The following is a 23,047-nucleotide window of genomic DNA, read 5'->3' on the forward strand; positions in this document are numbered from 1 at the left end:
AGCAGCTCCCACCTGTTGGGTAGGAGGATGCTGACGTTGTCTGTGGATGCAGTGCGGACGAGATGGCACCTGTTCGCGGGCGCAGTGGTTGCCGTCGCGCTAGGAGTGGGCCTGGTGCAGTCAGGGCTGCAGATGCTCGCCGCCACCGATCGACCGGCCCTGCCTGCCGGACTGTCGGCGTACGACCGCGCCCGAGTGCGTGAAGGGTACGTCGGCGCCGCCACGCTGCTGGGGATGTCGGTGATGCTCGCGGTGTTCCTGACCGTGTTCATCGTCAGTACGACATTCGGCTTCACCGTCGTGCAGCGGCGGCGGGAGCTTGGCCTGCTGCGGCTGGTCGGGGCACAGCGTGGCTACCTGTGTCTGATGCTGGTGACGGAGGCCGGACTGCTCGGTCTGATCGGGACTGTGGTCGGTGTGCCGCTCGGGCTGCTGGGGACCTGGGCGCAGTCGTGGTTGTTGATCAAGCTTGGGATGCTGCCGTCCTGGTTCGATGCGCCGTGGGATCAGGGGGCGGTGTGGGCGGCGATGATCGTCGGCGTGAGCACAGCGCTCGCCGGCGTACTCGCGGCCGCGTGGCGAGCGTCTCGGATCAGCGCGCTCGAAGCGCTCACGGAGAGCCGTGCCGCGCAGCGGGTGATGACCGGCTGGCGATGGTTCTGGGGACTGTCGGCCGCGTTCTGCACGGTGGTGCTGGTGGTCGCCGCGCAGGCCGCGCGTGATCTGGTCGCCGGGCTGATGATCGGTCTGGTCGTGATGATCAGTGGTTCGGTCGCCCTCAGTCAGCTCAGCCCGATCGTCGTACCGCTGACCGGTCGGCTGCCCGCGGCCGTCCTGCGTGGCAACCTGATCGCCGACCTCGCCCGGGCTGGAGTGCTTCACGCGGTACGGCGAAGCGCGGCAACGGCGGCGCCGTTGATCGTGCTGGTCGGACTCGTGGTCGGGTTGTGGGGGACGTTCGGGTCGCTGGCGAAGGCTGTCGGGGTGGAGCAGGAGCGACTGATCACCGCGGACCTGGTCGTCGATCACGCGATACAACGCGGGCCGGACATCGCGGTCGCGTCGCAACAGACCGCCGTACCGATCACTGTCAGCCGGGGCAGGACGACGGTGTACTCGGAGGCGATCGGGATCGATCCGGCCGCATATCTGCAAACCCACAAGCTGCGGCCGCGCAAGGGGTCGTTGGATCGCCTGACCGGCCAGACGATTGCCATCGGCCCCGGAATGGCTGCCGAGGGCTACAGACTCGGATCCACGCTCAAGATTGCCTTAGGCAATAGAACTGTCGTCGCCAAGGTTGTCGCCATCATGCCGGAGACGCTCGACGTCAGTGAGAACTTCTTCATCCCCAGAGCCCTGCTGCCCGCGGGCGGCCGGACCGAGACGTTGGTGAAGGTTGCGCCGGGCATCAAACCGAGCCGGGTCGCGGCCGGGCTCGACGGCACGGTGCAGACGGTCGGAGAGTGGGCCGAAGATCGTGGCGCGGCGCAACAGCGGAGTAACTCCAGTCTGTTCGCCGCGCTGATGGGGCTGGCCGGCATCTTCGCGGCCGTTGCTGTGGTCAACGCGGTGGTGATGTCGACGGCCGACAGGCGGCGGGAGTTCGCGCTGGCCCGGATGGCCGGGCTGACTCGCGCGCAGGTCGTCACGGTTGATCTGGTCGAGTCCGCCACCGTCGTGATCGTCGGCGTACTCCTCGGATCGCTGGTCGCGGCGGCCGCGCTGGCCGGCATCGCCGCTGGTCCGTACGGTCTTGCAGCGTTGGCGATTCCCTGGCGCTTGCTCGGCCTGATCTTCGGCGTGGCGCTCATCGTCGTCGGTGCGGCCGCGGCGTTCACCGCGCACCAGGCGACGAGGCCGCAGCCGGTGTCGTTGCTAGCGGCTCGCGAATGACGTCTCGCCGGCCCGGCACATGCTGAGCAGGACCAGGTGATGGAACGGACGGATCAGGTTGTAGTAGAAGCGACCGACGGGTCGCAGGTACTTGACCAGCGTGACGACCTTGAACTCCGCGGGCTGCCCGTTGTCCGTGATGATCGCCAGCCAGGCGACCAGATGGTTGTCGGAGACCTTCAGCAACAAGTAGTGATCCTCCTCGCCGCGCACGACGGTGAAGAACGCGGCGGGGTCACCCGGGGTGAAGCTCACCGTCTCCGGCCGCAGTCGAAACGAGTCGGGGACGGCCGTCTCAAGCCGGAGCGCCCAGGCCAGCAGGATCCGGACACCGAACAAGGCTTTGATCCACAGCGGTCCATGGCCGAGTGCGCCGGCGGTGAACTCGCGCAGTGACACCGCACCGCGAGCGGTCTTCACATCGACCACGTCGACGATGGGCAGTAGGTCATCCAGCTCAGGCAGGTCGGTGCGGGTCGGCATGGCGACTCCTCTAGTCGATGGACGCGAGACGCAGGGTCAGTGCGTAGATGTCGCGCAGGTCGTCCTTGGCGATGGGCGGCAGCACCTGCTCGGCGCCGATCAGGATCAGATAGAGCAGTTGCGCGAACCGGTCCGGATCCAGGTCGGCCTTCAGTCCGTGGCACAGCTCCTTCACGTACGCCGTCCGCGCCCGGTCCACCCGCTCCTGCGCAGCCCGTACTTCGGGATCCTGGAGGGCCCACGCCCGTACGGCGATCTCGAGCCCGGCACTGTCCGGGTCGGACGTCACGAGGCGCAGGAGGTGCTGCAGCTTCGCCGCCGGCTCCGCATCGGGCTGGCGCTCGACCGCGTCGATCAGCCGGGTGGTGAATTGCGCCTCGAAGTACTCCAGGAGCGCCGTCCGGTAGCCGGCGGCGCCCTTGAAGTGGTGGTAGTACGAGCCCTTGGTGACCCCGAGCTTCCCGGTCAGTCGCTCGATCGTCACCGCCGGCGCACCTTCGTCCGCCAGTAGCTCGAGGCCGGCGTCCAGCCATTCCGTCCGGGTGACCATGCCGAAAACATACCATACCGTTTGGTATGGTCAATCCTGTGTGACCTCCTCGCCGAAGAGCTCGACCGAGGTGAGGTGCAGGTCGCCTTCGCGGACGTGGAGCGTTCGCTCGACCGTGTCGAAGGTGCCGACCGCGTCGCCCGTCGACCAGAAGATCCGTCGTACGTCGGGAGTCCGCGGCGCGAACCGCATCACCCCGGTCCGTCCGTCGTAGTCGAAGCCGGTCAGCGCGATCACCGCACCCCAGCTCGCCATCGCCCGCGCGTAGTGGTGACCGCACTCCGCCTCGTCGAACGGGTTGCGCCGCTCCCCGTCGTACCGGGCCCGGATGTCGGCGATCACCTGCAGCCCCTCGTCGACCAGGCCTTCCGCGATCAGGCCGACCGCGAGGATGTGCTCGAACCCCGTCATCACCTCGCTGAAGTACGGGAACGGCCGCTCAGGCCGGTTGCCGCGCGGATAGCTGCACATCAGTACGGCGGACTCGTCGCCCAGCACGTAACTGCGCATGTGGTTGAAGTGCCCGGAGAACCCGGAAAGCCCGTTGTGCTTCAGGATGCTGCGCAACGTCGTCACGACCCGGTCCGGATCGAGCAGGGTGCCGAGTTGGGTCAGCCGAGCGAGGTGCTGCCCGACCAGTTGATCGACGAGGCAGCCGTCGCCCAGTTGCAGCACGGGATGGGTCGGATCGGCGGCGCCCATCCGTTCGCGGAGGCCGGGTGCGATGTCGTCTGCTGATGCCGGCGGGCGAATCTCGTGCCGGTAGTACTCGCCGTTGAACAGGTGCTCGTCCATCCACGCACTGCCGTTGTCGAAGAGCGTGCGGCACTCCGTGGCGAGGTCTTCGACGCCGAGGTAGCGGGCCATTTCCTCGCACGCGCGCAGGGCCGCCAGGTACCAGGACTGCATCTGCGGGTTGGGTCCGTAGTACTCGACGTCCATCGTGTTGTGCTGGCAGCCCTCGATCACGCCGTCACGGTCGGCGTCCCATCCGCCGGGGATCCAGCAGAACTCGAGCGCCCGCCGGGCCGCAGGCCACAGCGAACGCACCAGCTCGTCATCGCCGCTGAGCCGCCAGTCGCGATACAGCTTGACCAGGCACCCGAGCTGACCGTCGGCGGCAGCGACTCGCCAGTCGGTCGCACTGGTCTCGAGGGGGAGGCCGACCCGGAAGCTCATCAGCCCTTGATCATCGGTCGCGTGGGCGAACTCGACCTCACGCATCGAGCGCGCGATCTGACCGAACAGGAAGGGTGTGGCCTGCTCGTAGTTCCACACATGCGTGCAACTGCCGAAGCAGCTGCCTTCATGGTCGGAGCATCCTTCCCAGCCGAAGAACCGTCCGTCCGGGGTCCGGAAGACCGTCTGGGTCCGCAGTGTGCTCAGGTTGAACAGAGCCGCCTCATGGACCTGCGCGGGCAGGTCGCTGCCGAGGAAGTCCGTGACGAAGGCGACGGTACGACGTTCCAGCTCGTCGAGCTGCGCTGCGAAGCGGCAGAGCATGGTCCAGACGTCGTCGATCAGCGTCGTGTAGTAGTTGCCGACGACGGCGGGCTTCTCCCAGGCGCGCCGGTTCGGGAAGTGCCAGCCGAGGAGGAAGGTGAAGCGCTCGGTCGCGCCGGCGGCGACGGTACGGCGGTCGGCCACCGACGCGATCGGGGTCGCGGACTCGCTGGTGCGCTCGTCGAGCCGGCCGTCGGCGCTGAAGTCGTCCCAGAAGTCGAGCAGGCTGTCGCCCCAGGTGCGATCCGCCCAGCCGGTCCGGCGGCTCACGTCCTGGCCGTCCAGCACTGCCAGCGCGATCGAGCCGTACTGCTCCGCGGCGGGATCGACCCCGCGGCTGCGCAACAGCACACCGTCCGCGCGGACTGCCGGTCCGCCGGTGGCGGTCGTGTTGTAGTTGCCCGCAGCAACGTCTGTGGTGCCGTCCCGGCCGATGAAGTTCTGCAGCGATCCGGCCAGCGACACCGTCAGCGGCTCGGTTCCGCGGTTCGTCACGACGAAGCGCAGTACGGCGACCGGCCAGGAGCTCGCCTCGACGTCGGTGGGGACGAGTGGGTTGAACGCCTCCAGCTCCACGTCGACCGGTACGTCGTCGTCGCGGAGTTCGATCCGGCCGAACGGGTACGCCGTACTGAAGGTAGCCTCGCGGAAGCGGGGGAGGCCGTGGTTCTGGGCGGCGCTGCCGTGGGCGCCTTCGTACTCACTCAGGTCGAGTGGGCCTTCGACGGCGCGGGTATTCACAGTGCCGTCGCCGGATTCGGTGCGGATCGCGAAGAACGCCGTACCGGGGTGGAAGCCCTTGGCCGGGCGGTTCACGATCTCCCAGTCGCGGAGGTTGCCGCGGCCGCCGAGGGAGACCGTGCCGGTGCCGATACCGCCGAGCGGGAGGGAGATCCGGCGGAGGTGGCGGCCGGTGTACGTACGAAGCTGGGGCCAGGTCGTCATGTGACCCGACCCTAATCGCCGCGCCCGCCGGAGAAATCGATCTCCGGCGGGTCGGTCGACCAATCGGTCAGGCGTCGGCGGTGATGAGTGCCTGCGCCTCGACCGCGGAGTGGTTCGCCGGGATGCGCAGGTGGGACAGCGGCTTCCAGCCGCTGGCCAGGACGCCGACCGCGAGCACGACGGCGAACGCGCCGACGTAGAACGGGATCTGGACGTTGATCTCCTCGCCGAGCTTGCCGGCCAGCCACGGAGCGATCGCACCGCCGGAGAAGCGGACGAAGGAGTACGCCGCGGACGCCGTACCGCGCTCGACCGGGGCGGCGCCCATCACGGCCTCGGTGATCAGCGTGTTGTTGATGCCGAGGAACAGCCCGGCCACGATGACGCCGGCCGCGAGAACCCCCTTGTGGTGCGCGTACACACCCATCACCGCGAGGTCCGCGGCGAACAGCAGCAGCGAGGTCATCACCACCGGCAGCGTGCCGAACAGGCGCTGCAGCCGCGGAGCCACGAACACCGACGTGAACGCCAGTCCGATCCCCCAGCCGAAGAAGATCAGCCCGATCTGCCGCGCCGACATCGCCAGCGGGAACGGCGTGAACGCCAGCAGGGTGAAGAAGCCGAAGTTGTAGAGCAGTGCGGTGACCGCGACGGTCGCCAGCGACCGGTGCCGCAGTGCCTTCAGCGGCTCGACGATCGACGTACGGCGTCCTGCTGGCGGCGACGTGGGCAGCAGGAACGCGGTCGCGGCCAGCGCGATCGTCATCAGGACGGCGACACCGAAGAACGGGCCGCGCCACGAGATCGTGCCGAGCTCACCGCCGACCAGCGGGCCGGCCGCGATGCCGACACCGAGAGCGGCCTCGTACAGGATGATCGCCTGGGCGACCGAGCCGCTCGCGGAGTTCACGATCGTGGCGAGGGCGGTGGCGATGAACAGCGCGTTGCCCAGGCCCCAGCCGGCCCGGAAAGCCACGATCATGCCGATCGAGTTGGACAGGCCGGCCAGTGCGCTGAACACGACGATGATGGCCAGGCCGATGAGCAGGGTGCGCTTCGCGCCGATCCGGCTGGAGACCGCGCCGGTGATCAGCATCGCCACCCCGATGACCGCCATGTAGCTGGTGAACAGCAGCGAGACCTGGGACGGGCTCGCGTGCAGCTGCTCGGCGATCGGCTTGAGGATCGGGTCCACCAGGCCGATGCCCATGAACGCGATCACACAGGCGAACGCCACCGCCCAGACGGACTTGGGTTGCTTCAGGAACGAGGAGTTGCTCACCGGGGCGTGTCCTCCAGAACATCTTCGAGGGTGAGGATCTTGTGCATGACGGCGACGGCGGCCTCGAGCGTCGCGAGGTCGGTGCCGGGGAGCTGAAGGAGCCGGGCGGCGACCGCAGCGCCGGCCTGCTGGCGGGCGCGCTGCAGTTCGGCCAGGCCGGCCTCGGTCAGGCTGATCAGGCTGGCGCGGGAGTCGGTCGGATCGGCCGCACGCCGGACCCAGCCCTGCTCCTCCTGGCGTTGCACCAGGGTGGACATGGTCGGCTGCGAGCACCGGTCGGCCTTGGCCAGGTCACTGATCCTGGTCGGCCCGAGCTCGTCGAGCCGCCCCAGCAACCGCATCGCCGCATGCGGCAACACGCTCACGTCCCGGCTGGCCATCCGCGTCAACCGCGCCGACGCGACGACGACCTCGATCCCGAGCTGAGTCAGATCCGTTCCGATCACACATTTCAATATACATAGGAAACCTATGCATCTCCATCGTTGGAACGGTGAACCGCATCACTGCCGGGAGTCGTTCTGAGGCTGCTGGCGGGCGCGGGCGGCTTCGATGTCGGGGACGTGTTCCTCGGCCCAGAGCCGTACGGCGCGGAGCGGCACGAGGAGCGAGTGTCCCAGCGGTGTCAGGTCGTACTGGACGTGCGGTGGGTTCTCGTCGTACTCGTGCCGGCTGATCAATCCGTCGCTTTCCAGGGAACGGAGGGTCTCGGTCAGGACCTTCGGAGTGATGCCCTGGATGTGCGCCCTCAGTTCGGTGAAGCGGCGCGGCCCGTCGGCGAGGGCGTTGACCACGAACACGGTCCACCGGGCGCCGATGCGGTGGAGGACCGTGCGGCTCGGACAGGTCGCGGCCATCACGTTGTACGCCTTGCCCATGGGGGACCCCCAGTTCCGTTGAAGATACCGGTATCAAATCCATACCGTTGCATCCGATCCTACGAGAGGGAGTGACACACATGGAGCGGATCCTGGTGATCGGCGGCGCACGGGCGCTCGGGGCGGCCGTGGCGCGGCGGGCGGCGGAGGACGGGTACGAGGTGGTGATCGGGGCGCGTGATCTGGCTGCGGCTCAGCTGCTCGCGGCCGAGATCGGCGCGACCGCGATCCGGATCGATCTGCAGGACGAGACGACGATCGCGGCTGCGGCCGATCGGCTGGCCGACGGAATCGATCACATCGTGACGACCGGTTCGGCGCCGCACGACGTTCGTGCGGTCGAACTGGATCGCGACAAGCTGGTGGGAGCGGTCACGGCCAAGGTGATCGGACCGATGCTGGTCGCGAAGCACTTCGCGAAGGTACTGCGGCCCACCGGGTCGATCGTGCTGTTCTCCGGCGTCGTCGGGTGGCGGCCGGGGCCGGGCTCGCTCGTCAAGGGCGTGACGAACGGCGCGGTCGAGTACCTCGCTCGCCACCTCGCCGCGGACCTCGCTCCGGTGCGGGTCAACGCGCTCTCACCCGGGGTCGTGGACTCCGGTGCGTGGGACCGGCTCGCCGACAAGAAGGCCGGCCTGCTGAGCAAGAGCGCCGCCGGGACTCTGGTGGGACGCCACGGCGAGACCGAGGATGTCGTCGACACGGTGATGTGGCTCCTCCGCGCAGGCTTCATCTCCGGCGAAACGATCCACCTCGAAGGCGGCGCCCGCCACAAGACCGCCTGACGGCCCCACCGCGGGCCATCAGAGCTGCTGGGCGATGGTTGCGGCGGCTTCGGCTGGGCCGTTCGCGGCGGCGTACAGCTTCTGGATTTGCTCGGCTGCCTCGGCGTGGGTGGGGTTGTCGAGCATCTGGGTGGTTTGGGCGGCCAGGGTGCCGGGGCGGGCGCGGCGGGCGGCGCCGAGGCGTTCGACCAGGGCGACGTTGAGGTCCTGTTCGATGTGGAGGGGGATGCCGAGGAGTGGGGTGCCGCTGGCCATGGCGGTTTGAACGCTGCCCTGGCCGCCGGTGGTGATCGCGAGGTCGACCTGTGGCATGACCAGATGACTGGGCAGGACTCCCTCAATCAGGATTCGGTCGGTGGCGAGGTCGCCGAGGTCGTGGATGGTGCCGGCGACCAGGATTCGTACGTCGAGCCGGCTCAGCTCGGCGATCGCCGTACGGACCTGGGTGGGCGGGGTCGAGGTCATGGCGAGGTAGATCGTCGGGCCGGGGAGGTCGAGGAAGTTCTGCACCCTGGCTGGGATCGGGAGGTCCAGTTGTGCGAACAGCGGGCCGACCGCCGCGAGACGCGCGCCGGCTCGATAGCCCTTGCCGGGTGTCCAGGCCTCCAGTTCGGCGGCGGAGATTCCGAGCACTTCGGGGATCTCGGGGACCAAGGACAGGTCGCCGAGCAGGAGGGCGGCCAAGCTGGGGACGCCTTCCACGCCGAGCTCCGCGGCGACGCGGTTGAAGCCGCCGCAGTACGCCGTGATGCGGTTGGGGGTCCGATTGACGAGGAAGCGGGCCAGCCAATCGGGTGCATGCTTCAACCGTGGATCTACCGGCCGGGTCGGCGCCGGTAGCAGGCGATGCTCGAAGACCGGCGGTACGAAGCTGCCCGCGTGTTCCGTGATCACCCGTACGCCGGCCAATCGCGACGACAACAACGTGGTCAGGGTGAATCCGGTGACGGCGACCGTGATCCCGTGGGTTCGGAAGTACTCGGCCTCGGCCGCGACGTACAGCCGGATCTCGGCATCGTCGTACATGCTCTGCCGGGGATCGCCGAGGCCGACGGCCGAGCCGACGAAGGCGGCCGCGCGGGCGGCGGAGAGTCCCGGGCCGAGAACGTCGTACCTGATGCCGGCCTCGGCCAGCAGGCGTTCGTGGGGGCCGCCGTGGGTAGCGACGCGGACCTCGAGACCGAGTTGGGTGAGGGCGCGGTGGAGCTCGAGCATGCGGGAGGTCTCGGACAGGTAGGCGCAATGCGGCAGTAGGCAGATCACGGTTGCCCCCTTCGACAGTGATAGGTAATATATTGCCTATGTCGTCGGTGGACAAGGGTCGGAAGCTCTTCGGGATCGGCGCGGGCTCGGAGCTGGCGCCGTCGGTGCGGGCGTTCCGGACCGCCCTGATGCTTGCGCAGAAACTGCGCTACGAGATGGACGAGCGACTGCGTGCGGACGGGCTCACCACGCAGCAGGCCGCGCTGATCACCGTCGTCAAGGCGATGGGGAAGCCGTCGCTCGCGGAGGCCGCGACCGCGCTCGGGAGCACACATCAGAACGTCGCCCAGATCGTCGCGGCCCTGCAGCGCAAGGAGTTGCTGCAGGTCGAGCCGGACCCGGCGGACCGGCGCCGCAAGTTGCTGTCAGCAACTAACAACAGTGCCGCGTACTGGCGGGAGCGGGACGCGGGGGACATCGCCGCGATCGACGACTGGTTCGCGGACCTGAGCCCGGCCGAGCTCGAAACCTTCTGCGACCTCGCCGACCGCGTGATCGGCAGGGTCAACCATGCTTAAGGCAGCCTTGGGCAGCACTGCGTTCTTCTTCGCGGCGCCGTGCGTGGTGGGCGGCGTGGTGCCGTGGTGGGTGAGTGGATGGGCGGCGCCACGGTTCTGGCCGGGCTTCGTGGTGGTGGCGGCCGGTGCGTTCGTCGTACTGCGGGCGTTCGTGCGGTTCGTCCGGGAAGGACGTGGCACGCCGGCGCCCATGGCTCCGACGGAGGAGTTGGTCGTGGGCGGCGACTATCGCTTCGTCCGCAACCCCATGTACGTCGGTGTGGTGACCGCGATCCTCGGGCAGTCGCTGGTCTTTCTCGACCCGTGGGTGCTGGCGTACGGCGTACTCGCGTGGTCCGTGATGGCGTCGTTCGTGCGCTTCTACGAGGAGCCCGTACTGCGGGAGCGGTACGGCCGGCAGTACGAGGAGTACTGCCTGACCGTGCCCGCGTGGGTGCCTAGGTTCCGAAGAGACTGAGTGGGATCGGGCCGCGGTGGAGGACATGCGGGATGTCGGCCCAGGGGTAGAGCGGCTCGTTGTACGTTGACGCAATGGACAAGCGCTTTCTCGGTCGGACCGGGCTGGAAGTCAGTGAGCTGTGCCTTGGCACGATGACGTTCGGCAGTGAGACCGACCAGTCGACCGCCCACAAGATCCTGGATGATTTCGTCGCCGCGGGCGGCACCATGATCGACACCGCGGACACCTACTCCGCCGGTGTCTCCGAGGAGATCATCGGCAGCTGGCTGAAGACCAGGAACCGCGACGACCTGGTGATCGCGACCAAGGTGTACGGCGAGGCCGGCCCCGGACTGCCCGTCCGCGGGGCCGGGCGGAAGCACATCCTCGCCGGCGTCGAAGCGAGCCTGCGCCGGCTGCAGACCGACTTCATCGACCTGTACCAGATCCACGTCTTCGACGACGCGACTCCGCTGGAAGAGACGCTGACCACGCTCGACACCCTGGTCACCAGCGGGAAGGTCCGCTTCATCGGCGCCAGCAACCTGACCGGATGGCAGCTGCAGAAGGCGATCGACCTCTCCCGTCACCACGGCCTGGAGCCGTACGTCTGCCTGCAGCCGCTCTACAACCTGCTCGACCGCGACGCCGAGCTCGACCTGATCCCGGTGTGTCAGAACGAGGGCGCCGGCGTGATCGCGTGGAGCCCACTGGCCGGCGGCTGGCTGTCCGGCAAGTACACCAAGGACGCGGGTGGCCCGCCGGCCGGCAGCCGCAGCAGCCAGGCCGACTGGGACAGCCACGACAACGATCGGACCTGGCGGGTTCTCGATGCCCTCCGCGCGGTCGCGGCCGAGGTCAACCGGACGCCTGCCCAGGTCGCCCTGCGGTGGGTGATGCAGCGGCCGGGTCTGACGGCGCCGATCATCGGGGCGAGGACCCCGGACCAGCTCGCCGACAATCTGGGCGCGACGGGATGGAGCCTCGACGACGACCAGCTGCGCCGGTTGACCGAGGCCGGCGACGGTCCGCTGCCGTACCCGCACAACATCCTGCGCCTCCCGCAGTTCGTCCGCCGCCCCAGCTGACCGGAGCACTCAAGGCGCAGCACCCCGGGTGCTGCGCCTTCTGCTTGCCCGAACGTGCAGTTCTGCAAAATTTCAGCGTTAATAGTTTGCAGTGACTGCAAGAATCCGCCTAGCCTGGATGGGTGACGCAGGCAGAGGGCGGGTTGCGGGAGCGGAAGAAGCGGGAGACGCGGGCCGCGCTGGCCGACGCCGCGCTGCGGCTGGCGCTGGAGAAGGGGCCGGACCACGTCACGGTCGAGGAGATCGCCGAGGCGGCGGACGTCTCGGTGCGGACCTTCTTCAACTACTTCCCGCACAAGGAGCACGCGATCCTCGGGCGCAACCCCGAGCACCTCGAGCGTGCCCTGGAGCGGATGCGGACCGCGCCGGCCGAAGAGTCGCCGCTGACCACGATGTGGTTCGTCGTCCGCGACGTACTGCGTGATCTCGAGAGCGACGGCGAGTTGTCGCGGCGCGGTGAGCTGATCATGCAGTCGCCGACCCTGCTCTATCAGCTGATGATGTCCAGCTTCGACGACGAGCGGCAACTGACCGCCGCCCTGGCCGACCGGATGGGCGAACCGGATGGTTCGGTCCGGGTGGCGCTGATCGTCGGCGCCGCCGGCGCGGCCTGCCGGGTGGCGATGGAACTGCACAAGACCGCCCCGGACCGGTCCGTCCGCGAGCTCGTCGACGAGGCCTTCCACTTACTTGCCCAAGGCATCGACCCCGCCTTCGGGCCGGACCACCGCAACCAGAAAGGTCATTCATGACAACGACCTCTTCGCCCACGCCCGAGTCGGTGTCGGGTGAGGTCACTGCCACTGACGAAACCCCGTCGACCAGCCTGACCCCGCGGCAGACCGTGCAGGCCATCTCCGGCTTGATGATGGGCATGTTCGTGGCGATCCTGGCCGGCACCGTGGTGTCGACCGCGCTGCCGCGGATCATTCACGACCTGGGGGCGAGTCAGTCCTCCTACACCTGGGTCGTCACCCTCGAGCTACTCACGATGACGGCCACCGTGCCGTTGTGGGGCAAGCTCGCCGACCTCTACAACAACAAGCTGCTGGTCCAGCTGTCGCTGGGCTTCTTCGTGATCGGCTCGCTGGTCGCGGGCTTCGCTCCGAACATCGAAGTACTGCTAGGCAGCCGGGTCCTGCAGGGCCTCGGCGCCGGCGGACTGACCGCACTCGTGCAGATCGTGATGGCGGCGATCATCCCGCCGCGCGAGCTCGGCCGGTACTCCGGGATCTTCGGCGCGATCTTCGCCTCGGCGACGGTCGGGGGACCGCTGCTCGGCGGATTCCTGGTCGACTCGCCGCTCGGCTGGCGGGCCTGTTTCCTGGTCGGCGTGCCGTTCGTGCTCGCCGCGATCGTGCTGCTGCAGCGCACGCTGAAGCTGCCGACCGTTCGCCGCGAGGTGAAGATCGACTGGTGGGGCGCGTTCCTGATCACCGCCGGGGTGAGCACGCTGCTGGTCTGGTCGTCGTTCGCCGGCAACAAGTTCGAATGGGTGTCCGGCTGGAGCTTCCTGCTGGTCGCGGTGGCGCTCGTGGCGCTGGTGGCCGCCGTACTGGTCGAGCGCCGGCACCCCGAGCCGATCATCCCGATGGACCTGTTCCGCAACCGCACGGTGACGCTGGCCATCGTCGCCAGCGCGCTGGTCGGCGTGGCGATGTTCGGTGGCTCGGTGTTCCTGGCGCAGTACTTCCAGATCGCGCAGGGCTATACCCCGACCAAGGCCGGGCTGATGAGTCTGCCGATGATCCTGGGCATGATGGTCGCGTCCACGATCGCCGGTGGGCTGATCACGAAGTACGGCAAGTGGAAGGTCTACCTGGTCGTCGGCAGTGTGCTGCTGCCGATCGGGCTGGCCCTGTTCGGCACGATCGACGCACACACCTCGAAGTACATGCTGTGGACGTTCATGATCGTCCTCGGTGTCGGCATCGGCCTGGTGATGCAGAACCTGGTGCTCGCCGCGCAGAACGACGTACCGGCGCGAGAGCTGGGCGCGGCCACCTCGGCGGTGAGCTTCTTCCGCAGCATGGGCGGCACCATCGGCGTCAGTGTGCTCGGTGCGATCCTGGCGAACAAGGTCACCGAGACGCTGAACCCGGGCGGCGCCTCGTCCGGCAGCAGCGGAGCGGTGCCGAACGTCGCCGAACTACCGGAGCAGGCGCGAGCCGTCGTCGAGAACGCGTACGGCGCGGCGACCGCGGATCTGTTCACGATGTCGGTGCCGTTCGCGGTGCTGGCGCTCATTGCGGTCCTGTTCATCAAGGAGAAGGCACTGCTGACCACCAGCGGAGCCGAGCGTCGCGCTCAGGAGGAGCCTGACATCCTGGATGCATGATCGTTGCATTCAGCATCAGCCCTTCCGGCGGTGACGAGACCGGAGGCGTGGGCCAGGCGGTGGCCGAAGCCGTTCGCGTGGTCCGCGCCTCCGGTCTGCCGAACGAGACCAACGCGATGTTCACCAACATCGAGGGTGAGTGGGACGAGGTGATGGCCGTGGTCAAGCAGGCCGTCGATGCCGTCGCCGCCGCCTCGCCGCGAGTGAGCCTCGTGCTGAAGGCGGACATTCGCCCCGGCTACACCGGCCAACTCACCGCTAAGGTCGACCGGATCGAGCAGGCGCTAGCCGACTGAGTTGAGGATGCCGATCACCTGGTCGTAGCGGTTCTCCCGTTCCGCGTCGCGCAGGAAGCGGACCCGGTCTACGAGGATCTCGTCGGCGTCCGGGTGCTGCCGGAGCAGGTCCATCGTCTCGGTGAGGTACTCGTCCAGCGGCATCGCCCGCTCGTCGTCCTCTTGGTTCAGCAATGCGGTTCTGACGGCGGGCGGGACCACCTCGATCACCTGGACCCCGGCGTCCGCGAGCTGGATCCGAAGACTCTGGGTGTAGCTGTGGATCGCGGCCTTGGTGGCACTGTAGGTCGGCGTGATCGTCAGTGGCACGGACGCGAGACCGGACGAGACGGTCAGGATCGCCGGATCGCGCTGCTTCAGCAGGTACGGCGTGAACGCGGTGACGGTGCGGATCGTGCCGAGCAGGTTGATGTCGATCGTCTGCTCCGCGGTCGCGAGGTGACCGGGATCGCGGAGGTCCTCGACCTGCATGATGCCGGCCATCGTGACCAGCACGTTGACGTCATGGGCGCCGGTCACCTGCTCGAAGGCCCTGGCGATCGAGTCCGGGTCGGCGACGTCGAGTGCGACCCCCTCGATACCGTCCTCGGCGGCGATCCGGTCCAGCAGGTCTTGGCGCCGGCCGCTGATGATCACGGTGTTGCCGAGATCGCGGAACCGGCGGGCCAGACCGAGGCCGAGTCCCGACGTACCGCCGGTGAAGAAGATCGTGTTGCCAGTCGTTTTCATGTCTCCAGGCTGCGATCGGATGCCGATGGCAACCAGGCCCGGCCCAGCCTCTGCTCGGCAAGCAGTGGATAACAGCCGCCCGTTCGCGACACTGGATGCATGGAGTACGCCGAACTGTCCGATTTCCTCCGCAAACGCCGCGAGGCCCTGCAGCCCGAGGACGTCGGGTTGCCGCGCGGCCGGCGCCGTCGTACGCCGGGACTCCGGCGCGAGGAGATCGCCGTACTGGCGTCGATGTCGACGGACTACTACAGCCGGCTGGAAGGCGGCCGGGGCCCGCAGCCGTCGGTGGAGATGCTGACGTCGATCGCCCGCGCGCTGCGGCTGACGCTGGAGGAGCGGGATCACCTGTTCGTGCTCGCCGGGCACGGTACGCCGCCGCGCACGACGCGGGCCTGTCACGTCGACCCCGGCATGCTGCGCATCCTCGACCGGCTGCACGACACGCCCGCGCTGCTGGTCAACCGCTGCGGCGAGACGCTCGCGCAGACGCCGGCGCACGTCGCGTTCGCGGGGGAGCTGACCAACTTCGAGGGGCTGGAGCGGAGCGAGGTCTACCGCTGGTTCGCGCATCCGGAGTCGCGGGTGCTCTATCTCGAGCCCGAGCTGTCCACCCACAGCCGGATGCTGGTCTCGATGCTGCGCTCGGTCGCCACCGTCGACGGGCCGAAGTCGTACGCCGCGACGATCGTCCGCGCGCTGCAGAAGCTGAGTCCGGAGTTCACCGAGATCTGGGACGCGCACGAGATCGGTGTCATGCACAGCCGGACCAAGCACTTCCGGCATCCCGTGGTCGGCGAGCTCGACCTGTACTGCGAGGTGATCGACAACCGGGACCAGCAGCAGACGCTCGTGGTCTTCACCGCCGAACCCGGCAGCGAGAGCGCCGACAAACTGGGGCTGCTGGGTGTCTTGGGCAGTCAGTCGATGAGCTCTGGACAGGACTTTGATCCGGAGTTAATTTAAGTCCTGAAATTTCATAATTGCTCCGCACCGGAAAGGGCCGCCCCCCATGCTTTCCGATCGCTTCCGCCTGCCTGCGTTCCTGCTCGCCTTCGTGCTGCTGGTCAGCACCCTCTCCGTCACGCCCGCGACTGCTCAGGTCCAGGCGAATTTCAACGTGCTCGCGTTCTACAGCGGCACCTGGGACGCCGCCCACATCGATTTCGAGAAGGAGGCGAACCAGCGCTTCCCGCAGTTCGGGGCGCAGAACGGGTTCATCTACACCGCCACGAACAACTGGGACCAGCTCAACAACCTGACGGCGTCGCAGTACCAGGTGGTGATGTTCCTCGACGACTCGCCGCACACCGACGCAGAGCGCACCGGGTTCCAGCGCTACCTGGACAACGGTGGCGCGTTCTTCGGCTTCCACGTGTCGGCGTACAACGACGCGAGTGGTGGCTGGCCGTGGTTCAACAACACGCTGCTCGGGACCGGGCGCTTCCAGTCGAACACCTGGGGACCGACCGCGGTCACGCTGAAGGCGGAGAACCGTTCGCACCCGGCGCTGGTGAACACCGGCGCGACGTTCCAGTCGTCGGTGAGTGAGTGGTACAGCTGGCAGAACGACCTGCGGAACAACCCCGACATCCAGATCCTGGCGTCGATCGACCCGTCCAGCTTCCCGGTCGGCACCGACCCGAACCAGACCTGGTACAGCGGCTACTACCCGATTATCTGGACCAACAAGAACTACAAGATGATCTACGCGAACTTCGGCCACAACGCGATGAACTACGAGACCAACACCCGGCTCTCGTCGACCTTCGACAGCCCGGCCCAGAACCAGTTCATGATGGACGCGCTCAAGTGGCTGGGTGGCGCCGGTACGACGCCTCCGGCCGACCAGCCGTCGCCGACCGCGTGGTACACGATCGCCAACAAGGCCAACGGAAAGTGCGTCGACGCCCGCGCGGCCGCGACCGCCAACGGGACCGTGATCCAGCAGTACAGCTGCAACTCCACGCAGGCACAGCAGTTCCAGTTCCAGCCCACGTCCGGCGGGTTCACCCGGGTGAACAACCGCAACGACGCGACCAAGGTCATCGACGTGACCGGAGTGTCCGCCGCTGACAACGCCGGCCTGCAGTTGTGGACGTACAGCAACGGCAACAACCAGCAGTGGCAGGCCGTCTCCGAAGGCAGCGGCTACTTCCACTTCGTCAGCCGCTTCAGCACCAAGTGCCTGACCGTCCCCAACGGCTCCACCGCCGACAGCACCCAACTCGTCCAACTCACCTGCAATGGCACCGCGGCCCAGTCTTTCCAGCTGACGATTGCCTGACCATGGACTAGGTTCACGCGCATGAGAATCCTGCGTGTGGCCGCTGTGGCGGCAGGAGGTCTGCTGTTGATGTCTCAGCTCGTCCCCGCCCAGGCGAGCGGCGGACCGTCGTACCAGTGGAAGCAGACGCCGACCGGGAGTACGGCGCAGTTCCGCGGGTTGGCGGCGGTCAGCAAGGACGTCGCCTGGGTGGGCGGGACCGAAGGGCAGGTGCTGCGGACCGTCGACGGTGGGAAGCACTGGCAGAACGTCAGCCCGCCCAGCGCCGGCGCACTGCAGTTCCGCGACGTCGAGGCGTTCGACGCGCAGCGGGCGCTGGTCCTGTCGATCGGCACCGGCGAGGACTCGCGGATCTACCGGACGGTGAACGGCGGCAAGTCGTGGACGGAGACGTTCCGGAACACGGATGCGAACGCCTTCTACGACTGCTTCGCCTTCAACGACCACAAGCACGGGCTGGCGTTGAGCGACCCGGTGGACGGGAAGTTCCGGATCGCGGCGACCTCGGACGGCGGCAAGTCGTGGCAGGTCCAGTCGAACGCCGGGATGCCGGCCGCGCTGACGGGTGAGTTCGCGTTCGCGGCGAGCGGGACCTGCCTGGTCGCCGGACCCGGCCGGACGGCGTGGTTCGCGTCCGGCGGCGGCGACCGGCCGCGGGTGTTCCGGACCGTTGACGGTGGCAAGCACTGGACGGTCGCCGACTCGCCGATGGCCAGCGGTGAGGCGGCCGGGATCTTCAGCCTCGCGTTCCGCGGGCCACTGGTCGGGGTCGCGGTCGGTGGCGACTTCCTCAAGCCGACCGAGGCCGTGAAGGCCGCATCGGTCACGTACGACGGTGGCCGCACCTGGAAGCTGGTTCCGGCGGACAAGGCGCCGAAGGGGTACCGGAGTGGGTCGTCCTTCGTGCCGTGGTCGCGGTCGACGGTCCTCGCGGTCGGTCCGTCCGGGAGCGACGTGAGCTACGACGGCGGACGCAGCTGGAAGCAGTTCTACGACGGCAGCTTCGACAGCGTCGAATGCGCCGGTCACGGCTCCCACGCGGGCTGCTGGGCCTCGGGTGCCAAGGGCGCCGTCGCTCGACTCGTGCGCTGACGTTCAGGCCGGCGACACTCGGTCGTAGTGCGGGTGTCGCCGGTTTTCCGGAAGGATGGACGCATGCGTAAATTACTAACGGTTCTCGTGGGGTTCTTGATCGTGATTCCGACCGTTGCCGCGGCTCGGCCGGACGCCGGGCGTCCGAGCCGGCCGTTGACAGTGATGACGTACAACATCCACCACGGAGCCGGGATCGACGGAGTCCTCGATCTCGAGCGGATCGCCGTACTGATCCAGAAGTCCGGTGCGGATGTGATCGGGCTGCAGGAGGTCGACCGGCACTGGGACGTCCGGAGCAACTGGGTCGACCAGCCGGCCTGGTTCGCCGAGCGGCTCAAGATGCACTACGCGTACGCCGCCAACCTCGACCTCCCGCCGGTGAACCCGGGCGAGCCGCGGCGCCAGTACGGTACGGCGATCCTGTCGAAGTACCCGATCAAGGACTTCACCAACACCCTCCTGCCGCTCTATCCGACCGGGGAGCAGCGTGGGCTCGCGGTGGCGAGCATCAAGGTCCGCGGCGCCGACCTGCGGTTCGCCAACACGCACCTGACCAGCAACAACAACGCCGAGCGGCTGGAGCAGGCGCAGAAGGTGGTCGAACTGCTGGGCACGTCGAAGGTCCCGACGCTGCTCGTCGGCGACCTGAACGCGACGCCGGAGAAGCCGGAGATCAAGACCCTGACCGCGGTGCTCGACGACACCTGGACCGAGGTCGGTGTCGGCCCGGGCTACACGATCGAGGCGGAGAACCCGACCAAACGGATCGACTTCCAGCTGCACAGCGCCGGGCTGAGCCCGGTCAACGCCGAGGTCCCGGTCACCCCGGCCTCCGACCACCTGCCCGTCGTCGCCACGTTCACTCTGCACTGACAGCCCACTCCGCGGCGCCCATCCGGCCTCCGGTTGGGCGCCGTTGTCATGCCGTCGCGAATTACAAGCTTGTAGTTTGTCAAGCCGACACGCAGGTGCAACAAAGTTACTTGTGTGAAAACTGTTCCCAATGGGGCTGGAGGCAACTAGTGTCACGTATGTGGTCCATGAGGACCAAAAGTTCACGAACCCTGGGGAAGGGGTTCGTGACCGGCGGAAGGAACGATTCCGATGCGGACGCCCTCGAGGGCCACGTCCGGCGGGCGGGTCGGGAGCACTGGGAAGACCGGTAGGGCGCTGCTCTCCGGGGTGCTCGCGATCTGCCTGGCCGGCTCGATGGCCATCCAAACGGTCCCGGCCGAGGCCACCAAGCCGAAGCCACCGGTCATTCCGTCCAAGGCCGCGGTCGAGCGGGCCAAGCAGGCCGCCGCCTCGAAGGCCGGCCAGGTGGCCGCGATCGAGCGGCAGCTGGCCGCGGCGAACGCGCGGCTCGAGCAACTCGGCATCCAGTCCGGGATCGCGGACGAGGCGTACAACGGCGCGGTGTACAAACTGCAGCAGGCCAAGGCCGAGGCGGCCGCCGCGGCGGCCCGGGCGGCGAAGGCGCAGCAGACCCTGGCCATCCAGCGGCAGCAGATCGGCCGGTTCGCGGCGGCGTCGTACCAGGGTGGTGGCGACGTGGCGAAGATCGCGCCGCTGTTCACAGCCGACGGTCCGCAGCAACTGCTCGACTCGGCCGGCGCGGCGCGCTCGGTGTCGACCGCGATGCAGGGGTCCTACCTGCGGTACACGGCGACCCAGGTGGTCACGAACCTGTTCAAGGTGCAGGCCGACGAGGCTGTGGTCAAGGTGAAGCAGGCGACCGACGAGGCTGCCAAGGCGAAGCAGGCGGCCGAGAACGCGGAGGCCGCCCAGGCCGCCGCGGTGACCGCGATGGGCGTGCAGCGGACGCGGTCGATCGCGCAGCTCGCCGTACTGCAGAACACGTCGGTCCGGGTGGCCGCCCAGCGGCAGCGGGGGCTCGAGGAGCTTGCGCGGCAACGCGCCGCCGAACTCGCCGCGCGGAAGGCCGCCGAGCTGAAGCGGCGGATCGCCGCCCGGGAGGCCGCCGAGCGGGCCCGGGAGAAGGCCGAGCAGGCGCGGGAGGAGGCCGAGCAGGCGCGGGAGGAGAAGGAGGCCCGCGAGCAGGCGAAGCGGAACCACGGCAAGAAGCCGCCGAAGCAGCACACGCCGGACCGGCCCAGCAACAACAACGGCAACGACAACGGCAACAGCCACAGCACGCGCCGCGGAGCGCAGGCGGCGATCGACTTCGCGCTCTCGCAGCTCGGCGACATGTATCTGTGGGGCGGGACCGGTCCGTCCCGCTGGGACTGCTCCGGTCTGATGATGGGCGCGTGGGAGCGGGCCGGTGTCCAGCTGCCGCACTACAGCGTCGCGCAGTACGAGCAGGTCCGGCACATCGACGAGGACGAGCTGCGGCCGGGCGACCTGATCTTCTGGGCGCTGAACCCGGACGACCCGGGGACCATCCACCACGTCGCGATGTACCTCGGCAACGGGCGGATGATCCACGCGCCCCGGACCGGCAAGCCGGTGCAGATCGACAGCGTCTACTACTGGGTGCCGCCGAACTTCTTCGGACGGCCGTAAGACAGATCCCTTTCAGGCGATGAATCCGTTGCGCAGCAGGGCGATGGTCGCGTCAATGGTAGTTGCTGGAGGCAACAAGCGGTTCAGGTGGTCGCGATGAGGCGTCCGAGGTTGGCGCGGGCGTCGAGCGTCTCGTGAATGCGGACGACGTCGGTCAACGGATACGTGGCGTGGACGACCGGGCGTAGGTCGCCGGACTGCCAGCGGCGGGTGACCTCGGCGATGTCGGCGCGGGCCTCGTCCGGGCGGGCCTGGCGCCACCCCAGCATTCCCACGCCGGAGACGGTCTTGAGTCCGAACAGGCCCATCGCCGTGACGGTCGGGAGTTCGGTGGTGATGGCGCCGTACGTGATCATCGTGCCGAGCGGTGCGACGAGGTCGAGGCCTTGGTCGAAGACCTTGCCGCCGACCGCGTCGAGGACCGTATCGACGCCGTCGGGTGCGATCTCGCGGACCTTGGCCGGCCAGTCCGGGTCGGTCAGGTCGACGGCCTCGGCGCCGAGTTCGCGGATGAAGTCGAGCCGCTTGGCAGACGACGCCGTACCGATGATCGTCTTCGGGTCGAAGAAACGGGCCAGCTGGACGGCCAGGTGGCCGACGGTGCCGGCCGCGGACTGGATCAGCACAGTGCCGCCGGCGGGGACGCGGCCGGCCTCGAGGAGGCGGAGGGCGAGCGGCGCGGTCATCGACATCATCGTGGCCTCGCCCGCGTCGGCGTCGGCGGGGATCGGGGCGAGGAAGGCTGCGTCGGCGACGGCGAGGTCGGCGAAGGCGTCCTCGGACAAGGCGGCGACCCGTTGGCCGACCACGACGCCGGGCGGCGTGTCCGGGCCGAGCCTGGCGATCCGGCCGACCACGTCGCCGGTGAGGGTGCCCGGCAGCGGGCGGTCCCAGGGGGTGCCGCCGGCCCGGAGAACGGTGTCGATGGCGTTGGCGCCGATCGCCTCGACCTCGATCAGGACCTGGCCGGCCGCGGGTTCGGGGACGGCGACCTCGTCGATCTGCAGGACGTCGGGGCTGCCGTGCCGGTGGAAGCGCACTGCGCGCATGGGCTTGCTCCAAATCGTGGGAGTTCTAAATAATGGGAGAGTCCCACGATAACGCCTGGGCGGTCCGGTGCCAATAGAGTGGCCGGGTGAAGAAGGCGCCGACGCATCGTCTGGCCGACCGGGTGCTGTTCGCGCTGGGGCGGGCGAGTCAGCAGTCGCAGCGGCTGGTCCGGCAGCACATGACGGACGCCGGTGTGCGGACGCTGCACTACCACGTACTGGCGAGCCTGGCCGACGACGGCGAGGCCGTCCAGGCGACGCTGGCCGACCGGATCGTGCTGGACCGCAGCGACCTCGTCACCGTGCTCGACGAGCTGGAGGCGCTGGATTACGTCGTACGCCGGGTCGACCCGGCCGACCGCCGACGGAAGATCGTCGCGATCACGGCGACGGGGGAGAAGCAGTTGGTCGCGATGGACCAGCTGATCTACGCGGCCGAGGCGGAGTTGCTCGAGCCGTTGAGTGCGAGTGAACGCAAGACTCTGCTGGAGTTGCTGGGCAGGCTGACCGCCGAGTGAAGCCGCCGGCGCCGCGAGTGCGGGCCGGCGGAGTGGCTGCTCAGTGGCCTTCGGTTCAGTGGCCTTCGGTCTTCAGGCGGGCAAAGGAGGCGGTGATCTCGGCCTCGGCGTCGGCGCGGCCCACCCAGGTGGCGCCTTCGACGGACTTGCCGGGCTCGAGGTCCTTGTAAACCTCGAAGAAGTGCTGGATCTCGAGCCGGTCGAACTCGGGCACGTGGTGGATGTCGCGCAGGTGCTCCTGGCGCGGGTCGCCGGCCGGGACGCAGAGGACCTTGTCGTCCGGCCCCTTCTCGTCGGTCATCCGGAACATGCCGATGGCGCGGGCCCGGATCAGGCAGCCCGGGAAGGTCGGCTCGGGCAGCAGCACCAGTGCGTCCAGCGGGTCGCCGTCCTGGCCCAGGGTGTCCTCGATGAAGCCGTAGTCGGACGGGTACTGAGTGGCCGTGAACAGGGTGCGGTCCAGGCGCAGCCGGTTCGTCTTGTGGTCCAGCTCGTACTTGTTGCGAGTGCCCTTGGGGATCTCGATGAAGACGTCGAACTCCATACGGCAGATACTGTCACGGTTCCGACCGACCGACT

The 23,047-nt window shown here is 68.3% G+C and carries 24 protein-coding genes; 14 read left to right on the plus strand and 10 right to left on the minus strand.

The window, feature by feature from the left end; all coding sequences use genetic code 11:
- The first annotated feature begins 27 nt into the window (after positions 1–27).
- Positions 28–1,896: an ABC transporter permease gene (locus OG876_RS16625; protein WP_328525770.1), complete on the plus strand. Its 1,869-nt coding sequence runs from the start codon at positions 28–30 to the stop codon at positions 1,894–1,896.
- On the opposite strand, the gene OG876_RS16630 is transcribed toward OG876_RS16625, so the two are convergent.
- From OG876_RS16630 to OG876_RS16655, 6 genes are all read right to left on the minus strand, one after another.
- Positions 1,879–2,379, minus strand: a complete 501-nt coding sequence (locus tag OG876_RS16630; RefSeq protein WP_328525771.1) for a DUF2867 domain-containing protein — start codon at positions 2,377–2,379, stop codon at positions 1,879–1,881. The two genes, OG876_RS16625 and OG876_RS16630, sit on opposite strands and share 18 nt — an antisense overlap.
- A gap of 10 nt (positions 2,380–2,389) precedes the next feature.
- Positions 2,390–2,929 carry a TetR/AcrR family transcriptional regulator gene (locus OG876_RS16635; RefSeq protein ID WP_328525772.1) on the minus strand — a complete coding sequence of 180 codons (540 nt, stop codon included), beginning with the start codon at positions 2,927–2,929 and terminating at the stop codon, positions 2,390–2,392.
- A 30-nt stretch (positions 2,930–2,959) separates the two neighbouring features.
- A complete protein-coding gene (locus tag OG876_RS16640) occupies positions 2,960–5,377 on the minus strand; it encodes a GH116 family glycosyl-hydrolase (RefSeq protein WP_328525773.1) in 2,418 nt (805 codons plus the stop codon).
- Between the two features lie 67 nt (positions 5,378–5,444).
- On the minus strand, positions 5,445–6,659 hold the full coding sequence (locus OG876_RS16645; protein WP_328525774.1) for an MFS transporter: 1,215 nt from the start codon (positions 6,657–6,659) through the stop codon (positions 5,445–5,447).
- Complete coding sequence (locus tag OG876_RS16650; protein WP_328525775.1) at positions 6,656–7,105, minus strand: MarR family winged helix-turn-helix transcriptional regulator; 450 nt, start codon at positions 7,103–7,105, stop codon at positions 6,656–6,658. The genes OG876_RS16645 and OG876_RS16650 overlap by 4 nt, the downstream gene beginning before the upstream one ends.
- Positions 7,106–7,162: 57 nt before the next feature.
- Positions 7,163–7,537, minus strand: coding sequence for a winged helix-turn-helix transcriptional regulator (locus tag OG876_RS16655; protein WP_328525776.1), 375 nt, complete (start codon positions 7,535–7,537; stop codon positions 7,163–7,165).
- 80 nt (positions 7,538–7,617) lie between these two features.
- Here OG876_RS16655 and OG876_RS16660 point away from each other — a divergent pair, with 80 nt between their 5' ends.
- Positions 7,618–8,322 (plus strand): SDR family oxidoreductase, encoded by a 705-nt coding sequence (locus OG876_RS16660; protein ID WP_328525777.1) that lies wholly within the window; start codon positions 7,618–7,620, stop codon positions 8,320–8,322.
- Positions 8,323–8,340: 18 nt separating this feature from the next.
- Here the strand turns inward: OG876_RS16660 and OG876_RS16665 are convergent, their stop codons facing one another.
- The gene (locus OG876_RS16665; RefSeq protein WP_328525778.1) at positions 8,341–9,585 is read right to left on the minus strand and encodes a nucleotide disphospho-sugar-binding domain-containing protein; all 1,245 of its coding nucleotides are present in this window, start codon (positions 9,583–9,585) and stop codon (positions 8,341–8,343) included.
- Positions 9,586–9,623: 38 nt separating this feature from the next.
- On the opposite strand from OG876_RS16665, the gene OG876_RS16670 reads away from it, so the two are divergent.
- From OG876_RS16670 to OG876_RS16695, 6 genes are all read left to right on the plus strand, one after another.
- Positions 9,624–10,103 carry a MarR family winged helix-turn-helix transcriptional regulator gene (locus tag OG876_RS16670; RefSeq protein ID WP_328525779.1) on the plus strand — a complete coding sequence of 160 codons (480 nt, stop codon included), beginning with the start codon at positions 9,624–9,626 and terminating at the stop codon, positions 10,101–10,103.
- On the plus strand, positions 10,096–10,560 hold the full coding sequence (locus OG876_RS16675; RefSeq protein ID WP_328525780.1) for a methyltransferase family protein: 465 nt from the start codon (positions 10,096–10,098) through the stop codon (positions 10,558–10,560). Before OG876_RS16670 ends, OG876_RS16675 begins: the two co-directional genes overlap by 8 nt.
- Positions 10,561–10,634: 74 nt before the next feature.
- The gene (locus tag OG876_RS16680; RefSeq protein WP_328525781.1) at positions 10,635–11,630 is read left to right on the plus strand and encodes an aldo/keto reductase; all 996 of its coding nucleotides are present in this window, start codon (positions 10,635–10,637) and stop codon (positions 11,628–11,630) included.
- A gap of 122 nt (positions 11,631–11,752) precedes the next feature.
- Positions 11,753–12,382 (plus strand): TetR family transcriptional regulator, encoded by a 630-nt coding sequence (locus OG876_RS16685; RefSeq protein ID WP_328525782.1) that lies wholly within the window; start codon positions 11,753–11,755, stop codon positions 12,380–12,382.
- Positions 12,379–13,968: an MDR family MFS transporter gene (locus OG876_RS16690; RefSeq protein ID WP_328525783.1), complete on the plus strand. Its 1,590-nt coding sequence runs from the start codon at positions 12,379–12,381 to the stop codon at positions 13,966–13,968. Before OG876_RS16685 ends, OG876_RS16690 begins: the two co-directional genes overlap by 4 nt.
- Complete coding sequence (locus OG876_RS16695) at positions 13,965–14,264, plus strand: thiamine-binding protein (RefSeq protein WP_328525784.1); 300 nt, start codon at positions 13,965–13,967, stop codon at positions 14,262–14,264. Before OG876_RS16690 ends, OG876_RS16695 begins: the two co-directional genes overlap by 4 nt.
- Here OG876_RS16695 and OG876_RS16700 read toward each other — a convergent pair.
- Complete coding sequence (locus OG876_RS16700; protein WP_328525785.1) at positions 14,253–14,993, minus strand: SDR family oxidoreductase; 741 nt, start codon at positions 14,991–14,993, stop codon at positions 14,253–14,255. The genes OG876_RS16695 and OG876_RS16700 overlap by 12 nt on opposite strands.
- Positions 14,994–15,092: 99 nt before the next feature.
- Between OG876_RS16700 and OG876_RS16705 the strand changes: the two genes are divergently transcribed.
- From OG876_RS16705 to OG876_RS16725, 5 genes are all read left to right on the plus strand, one after another.
- Positions 15,093–15,959, plus strand: a complete 867-nt coding sequence (locus OG876_RS16705; RefSeq protein WP_328525786.1) for a helix-turn-helix transcriptional regulator — start codon at positions 15,093–15,095, stop codon at positions 15,957–15,959.
- 46 nt (positions 15,960–16,005) lie between these two features.
- Positions 16,006–17,280, plus strand: coding sequence for an RICIN domain-containing protein (locus OG876_RS16710; protein WP_328525787.1), 1,275 nt, complete (start codon positions 16,006–16,008; stop codon positions 17,278–17,280).
- 21 nt (positions 17,281–17,301) lie between these two features.
- Positions 17,302–18,372 carry a WD40/YVTN/BNR-like repeat-containing protein gene (locus OG876_RS16715; RefSeq protein WP_328525788.1) on the plus strand — a complete coding sequence of 357 codons (1,071 nt, stop codon included), beginning with the start codon at positions 17,302–17,304 and terminating at the stop codon, positions 18,370–18,372.
- A 63-nt stretch (positions 18,373–18,435) separates the two neighbouring features.
- Positions 18,436–19,248, plus strand: coding sequence for an endonuclease/exonuclease/phosphatase family protein (locus OG876_RS16720; protein ID WP_328525789.1), 813 nt, complete (start codon positions 18,436–18,438; stop codon positions 19,246–19,248).
- Positions 19,249–19,479: 231 nt separating this feature from the next.
- Positions 19,480–20,901 (plus strand): NlpC/P60 family protein, encoded by a 1,422-nt coding sequence (locus OG876_RS16725; protein WP_328525790.1) that lies wholly within the window; start codon positions 19,480–19,482, stop codon positions 20,899–20,901.
- Positions 20,902–20,984: 83 nt separating this feature from the next.
- Here OG876_RS16725 and OG876_RS16730 read toward each other — a convergent pair whose 3' ends face one another.
- Positions 20,985–21,950 carry a quinone oxidoreductase family protein gene (locus OG876_RS16730; protein WP_328525791.1) on the minus strand — a complete coding sequence of 322 codons (966 nt, stop codon included), beginning with the start codon at positions 21,948–21,950 and terminating at the stop codon, positions 20,985–20,987.
- 86 nt (positions 21,951–22,036) lie between these two features.
- Here OG876_RS16730 and OG876_RS16735 point away from each other — a divergent pair, with 86 nt between their 5' ends.
- Positions 22,037–22,468, plus strand: coding sequence for a MarR family winged helix-turn-helix transcriptional regulator (locus tag OG876_RS16735; protein WP_328525792.1), 432 nt, complete (start codon positions 22,037–22,039; stop codon positions 22,466–22,468).
- Positions 22,469–22,523: 55 nt separating this feature from the next.
- On the opposite strand, the gene OG876_RS16740 is transcribed toward OG876_RS16735, so the two are convergent.
- Entirely contained in the window at positions 22,524–23,012 is a 489-nt protein-coding gene (locus OG876_RS16740; RefSeq protein ID WP_328525793.1) for an inorganic diphosphatase, read from the minus strand.
- Positions 23,013–23,047: the final 35 nt, after the last annotated feature.

Source organism: Kribbella sp. NBC_00359, assembly GCF_036097425.1.
In the GTDB taxonomy this organism is placed as follows: domain Bacteria; phylum Actinomycetota; class Actinomycetes; order Propionibacteriales; family Kribbellaceae; genus Kribbella.

Excerpts from the sequence above, each read along its gene's own strand:
- OG876_RS16630 (WP_328525771.1), bottom strand. The coding sequence starts at position 2,379 with ATGCCGACCCGCACCGACCTGCCTGAGCTGGATGACCTACTGCCCATC.
- OG876_RS16740 (WP_328525793.1), bottom strand. The coding sequence starts at position 23,012 with ATGGAGTTCGACGTCTTCATCGAGATCCCCAAGGGCACTCGCAACAAG.
- OG876_RS16640 (WP_328525773.1), bottom strand. The coding sequence starts at position 5,377 with ATGACGACCTGGCCCCAGCTTCGTACGTACACCGGCCGCCACCTCCGC.
- OG876_RS16730 (WP_328525791.1), bottom strand. The coding sequence starts at position 21,950 with ATGCGCGCAGTGCGCTTCCACCGGCACGGCAGCCCCGACGTCCTGCAG.
- OG876_RS16710 (WP_328525787.1), top strand. The coding sequence starts at position 16,006 with ATGCTTTCCGATCGCTTCCGCCTGCCTGCGTTCCTGCTCGCCTTCGTG.
- OG876_RS16675 (WP_328525780.1), top strand. The coding sequence starts at position 10,096 with ATGCTTAAGGCAGCCTTGGGCAGCACTGCGTTCTTCTTCGCGGCGCCG.
- OG876_RS16695 (WP_328525784.1), top strand. The coding sequence starts at position 13,965 with ATGATCGTTGCATTCAGCATCAGCCCTTCCGGCGGTGACGAGACCGGA.
- OG876_RS16705 (WP_328525786.1), top strand. The coding sequence starts at position 15,093 with ATGGAGTACGCCGAACTGTCCGATTTCCTCCGCAAACGCCGCGAGGCC.
- OG876_RS16700 (WP_328525785.1), bottom strand. The coding sequence starts at position 14,993 with ATGAAAACGACTGGCAACACGATCTTCTTCACCGGCGGTACGTCGGGA.
- OG876_RS16690 (WP_328525783.1), top strand. The coding sequence starts at position 12,379 with ATGACAACGACCTCTTCGCCCACGCCCGAGTCGGTGTCGGGTGAGGTC.
- OG876_RS16720 (WP_328525789.1), top strand. The coding sequence starts at position 18,436 with ATGCGTAAATTACTAACGGTTCTCGTGGGGTTCTTGATCGTGATTCCG.
- OG876_RS16660 (WP_328525777.1), top strand. The coding sequence starts at position 7,618 with ATGGAGCGGATCCTGGTGATCGGCGGCGCACGGGCGCTCGGGGCGGCC.
- OG876_RS16625 (WP_328525770.1), top strand. The coding sequence starts at position 28 with ATGCTGACGTTGTCTGTGGATGCAGTGCGGACGAGATGGCACCTGTTC.
- OG876_RS16715 (WP_328525788.1), top strand. The coding sequence starts at position 17,302 with ATGAGAATCCTGCGTGTGGCCGCTGTGGCGGCAGGAGGTCTGCTGTTG.
- OG876_RS16655 (WP_328525776.1), bottom strand. The coding sequence starts at position 7,537 with ATGGGCAAGGCGTACAACGTGATGGCCGCGACCTGTCCGAGCCGCACG.
- OG876_RS16670 (WP_328525779.1), top strand. The coding sequence starts at position 9,624 with ATGTCGTCGGTGGACAAGGGTCGGAAGCTCTTCGGGATCGGCGCGGGC.
- OG876_RS16725 (WP_328525790.1), top strand. The coding sequence starts at position 19,480 with ATGCGGACGCCCTCGAGGGCCACGTCCGGCGGGCGGGTCGGGAGCACT.
- OG876_RS16680 (WP_328525781.1), top strand. The coding sequence starts at position 10,635 with ATGGACAAGCGCTTTCTCGGTCGGACCGGGCTGGAAGTCAGTGAGCTG.
- OG876_RS16635 (WP_328525772.1), bottom strand. The coding sequence starts at position 2,929 with ATGGTCACCCGGACGGAATGGCTGGACGCCGGCCTCGAGCTACTGGCG.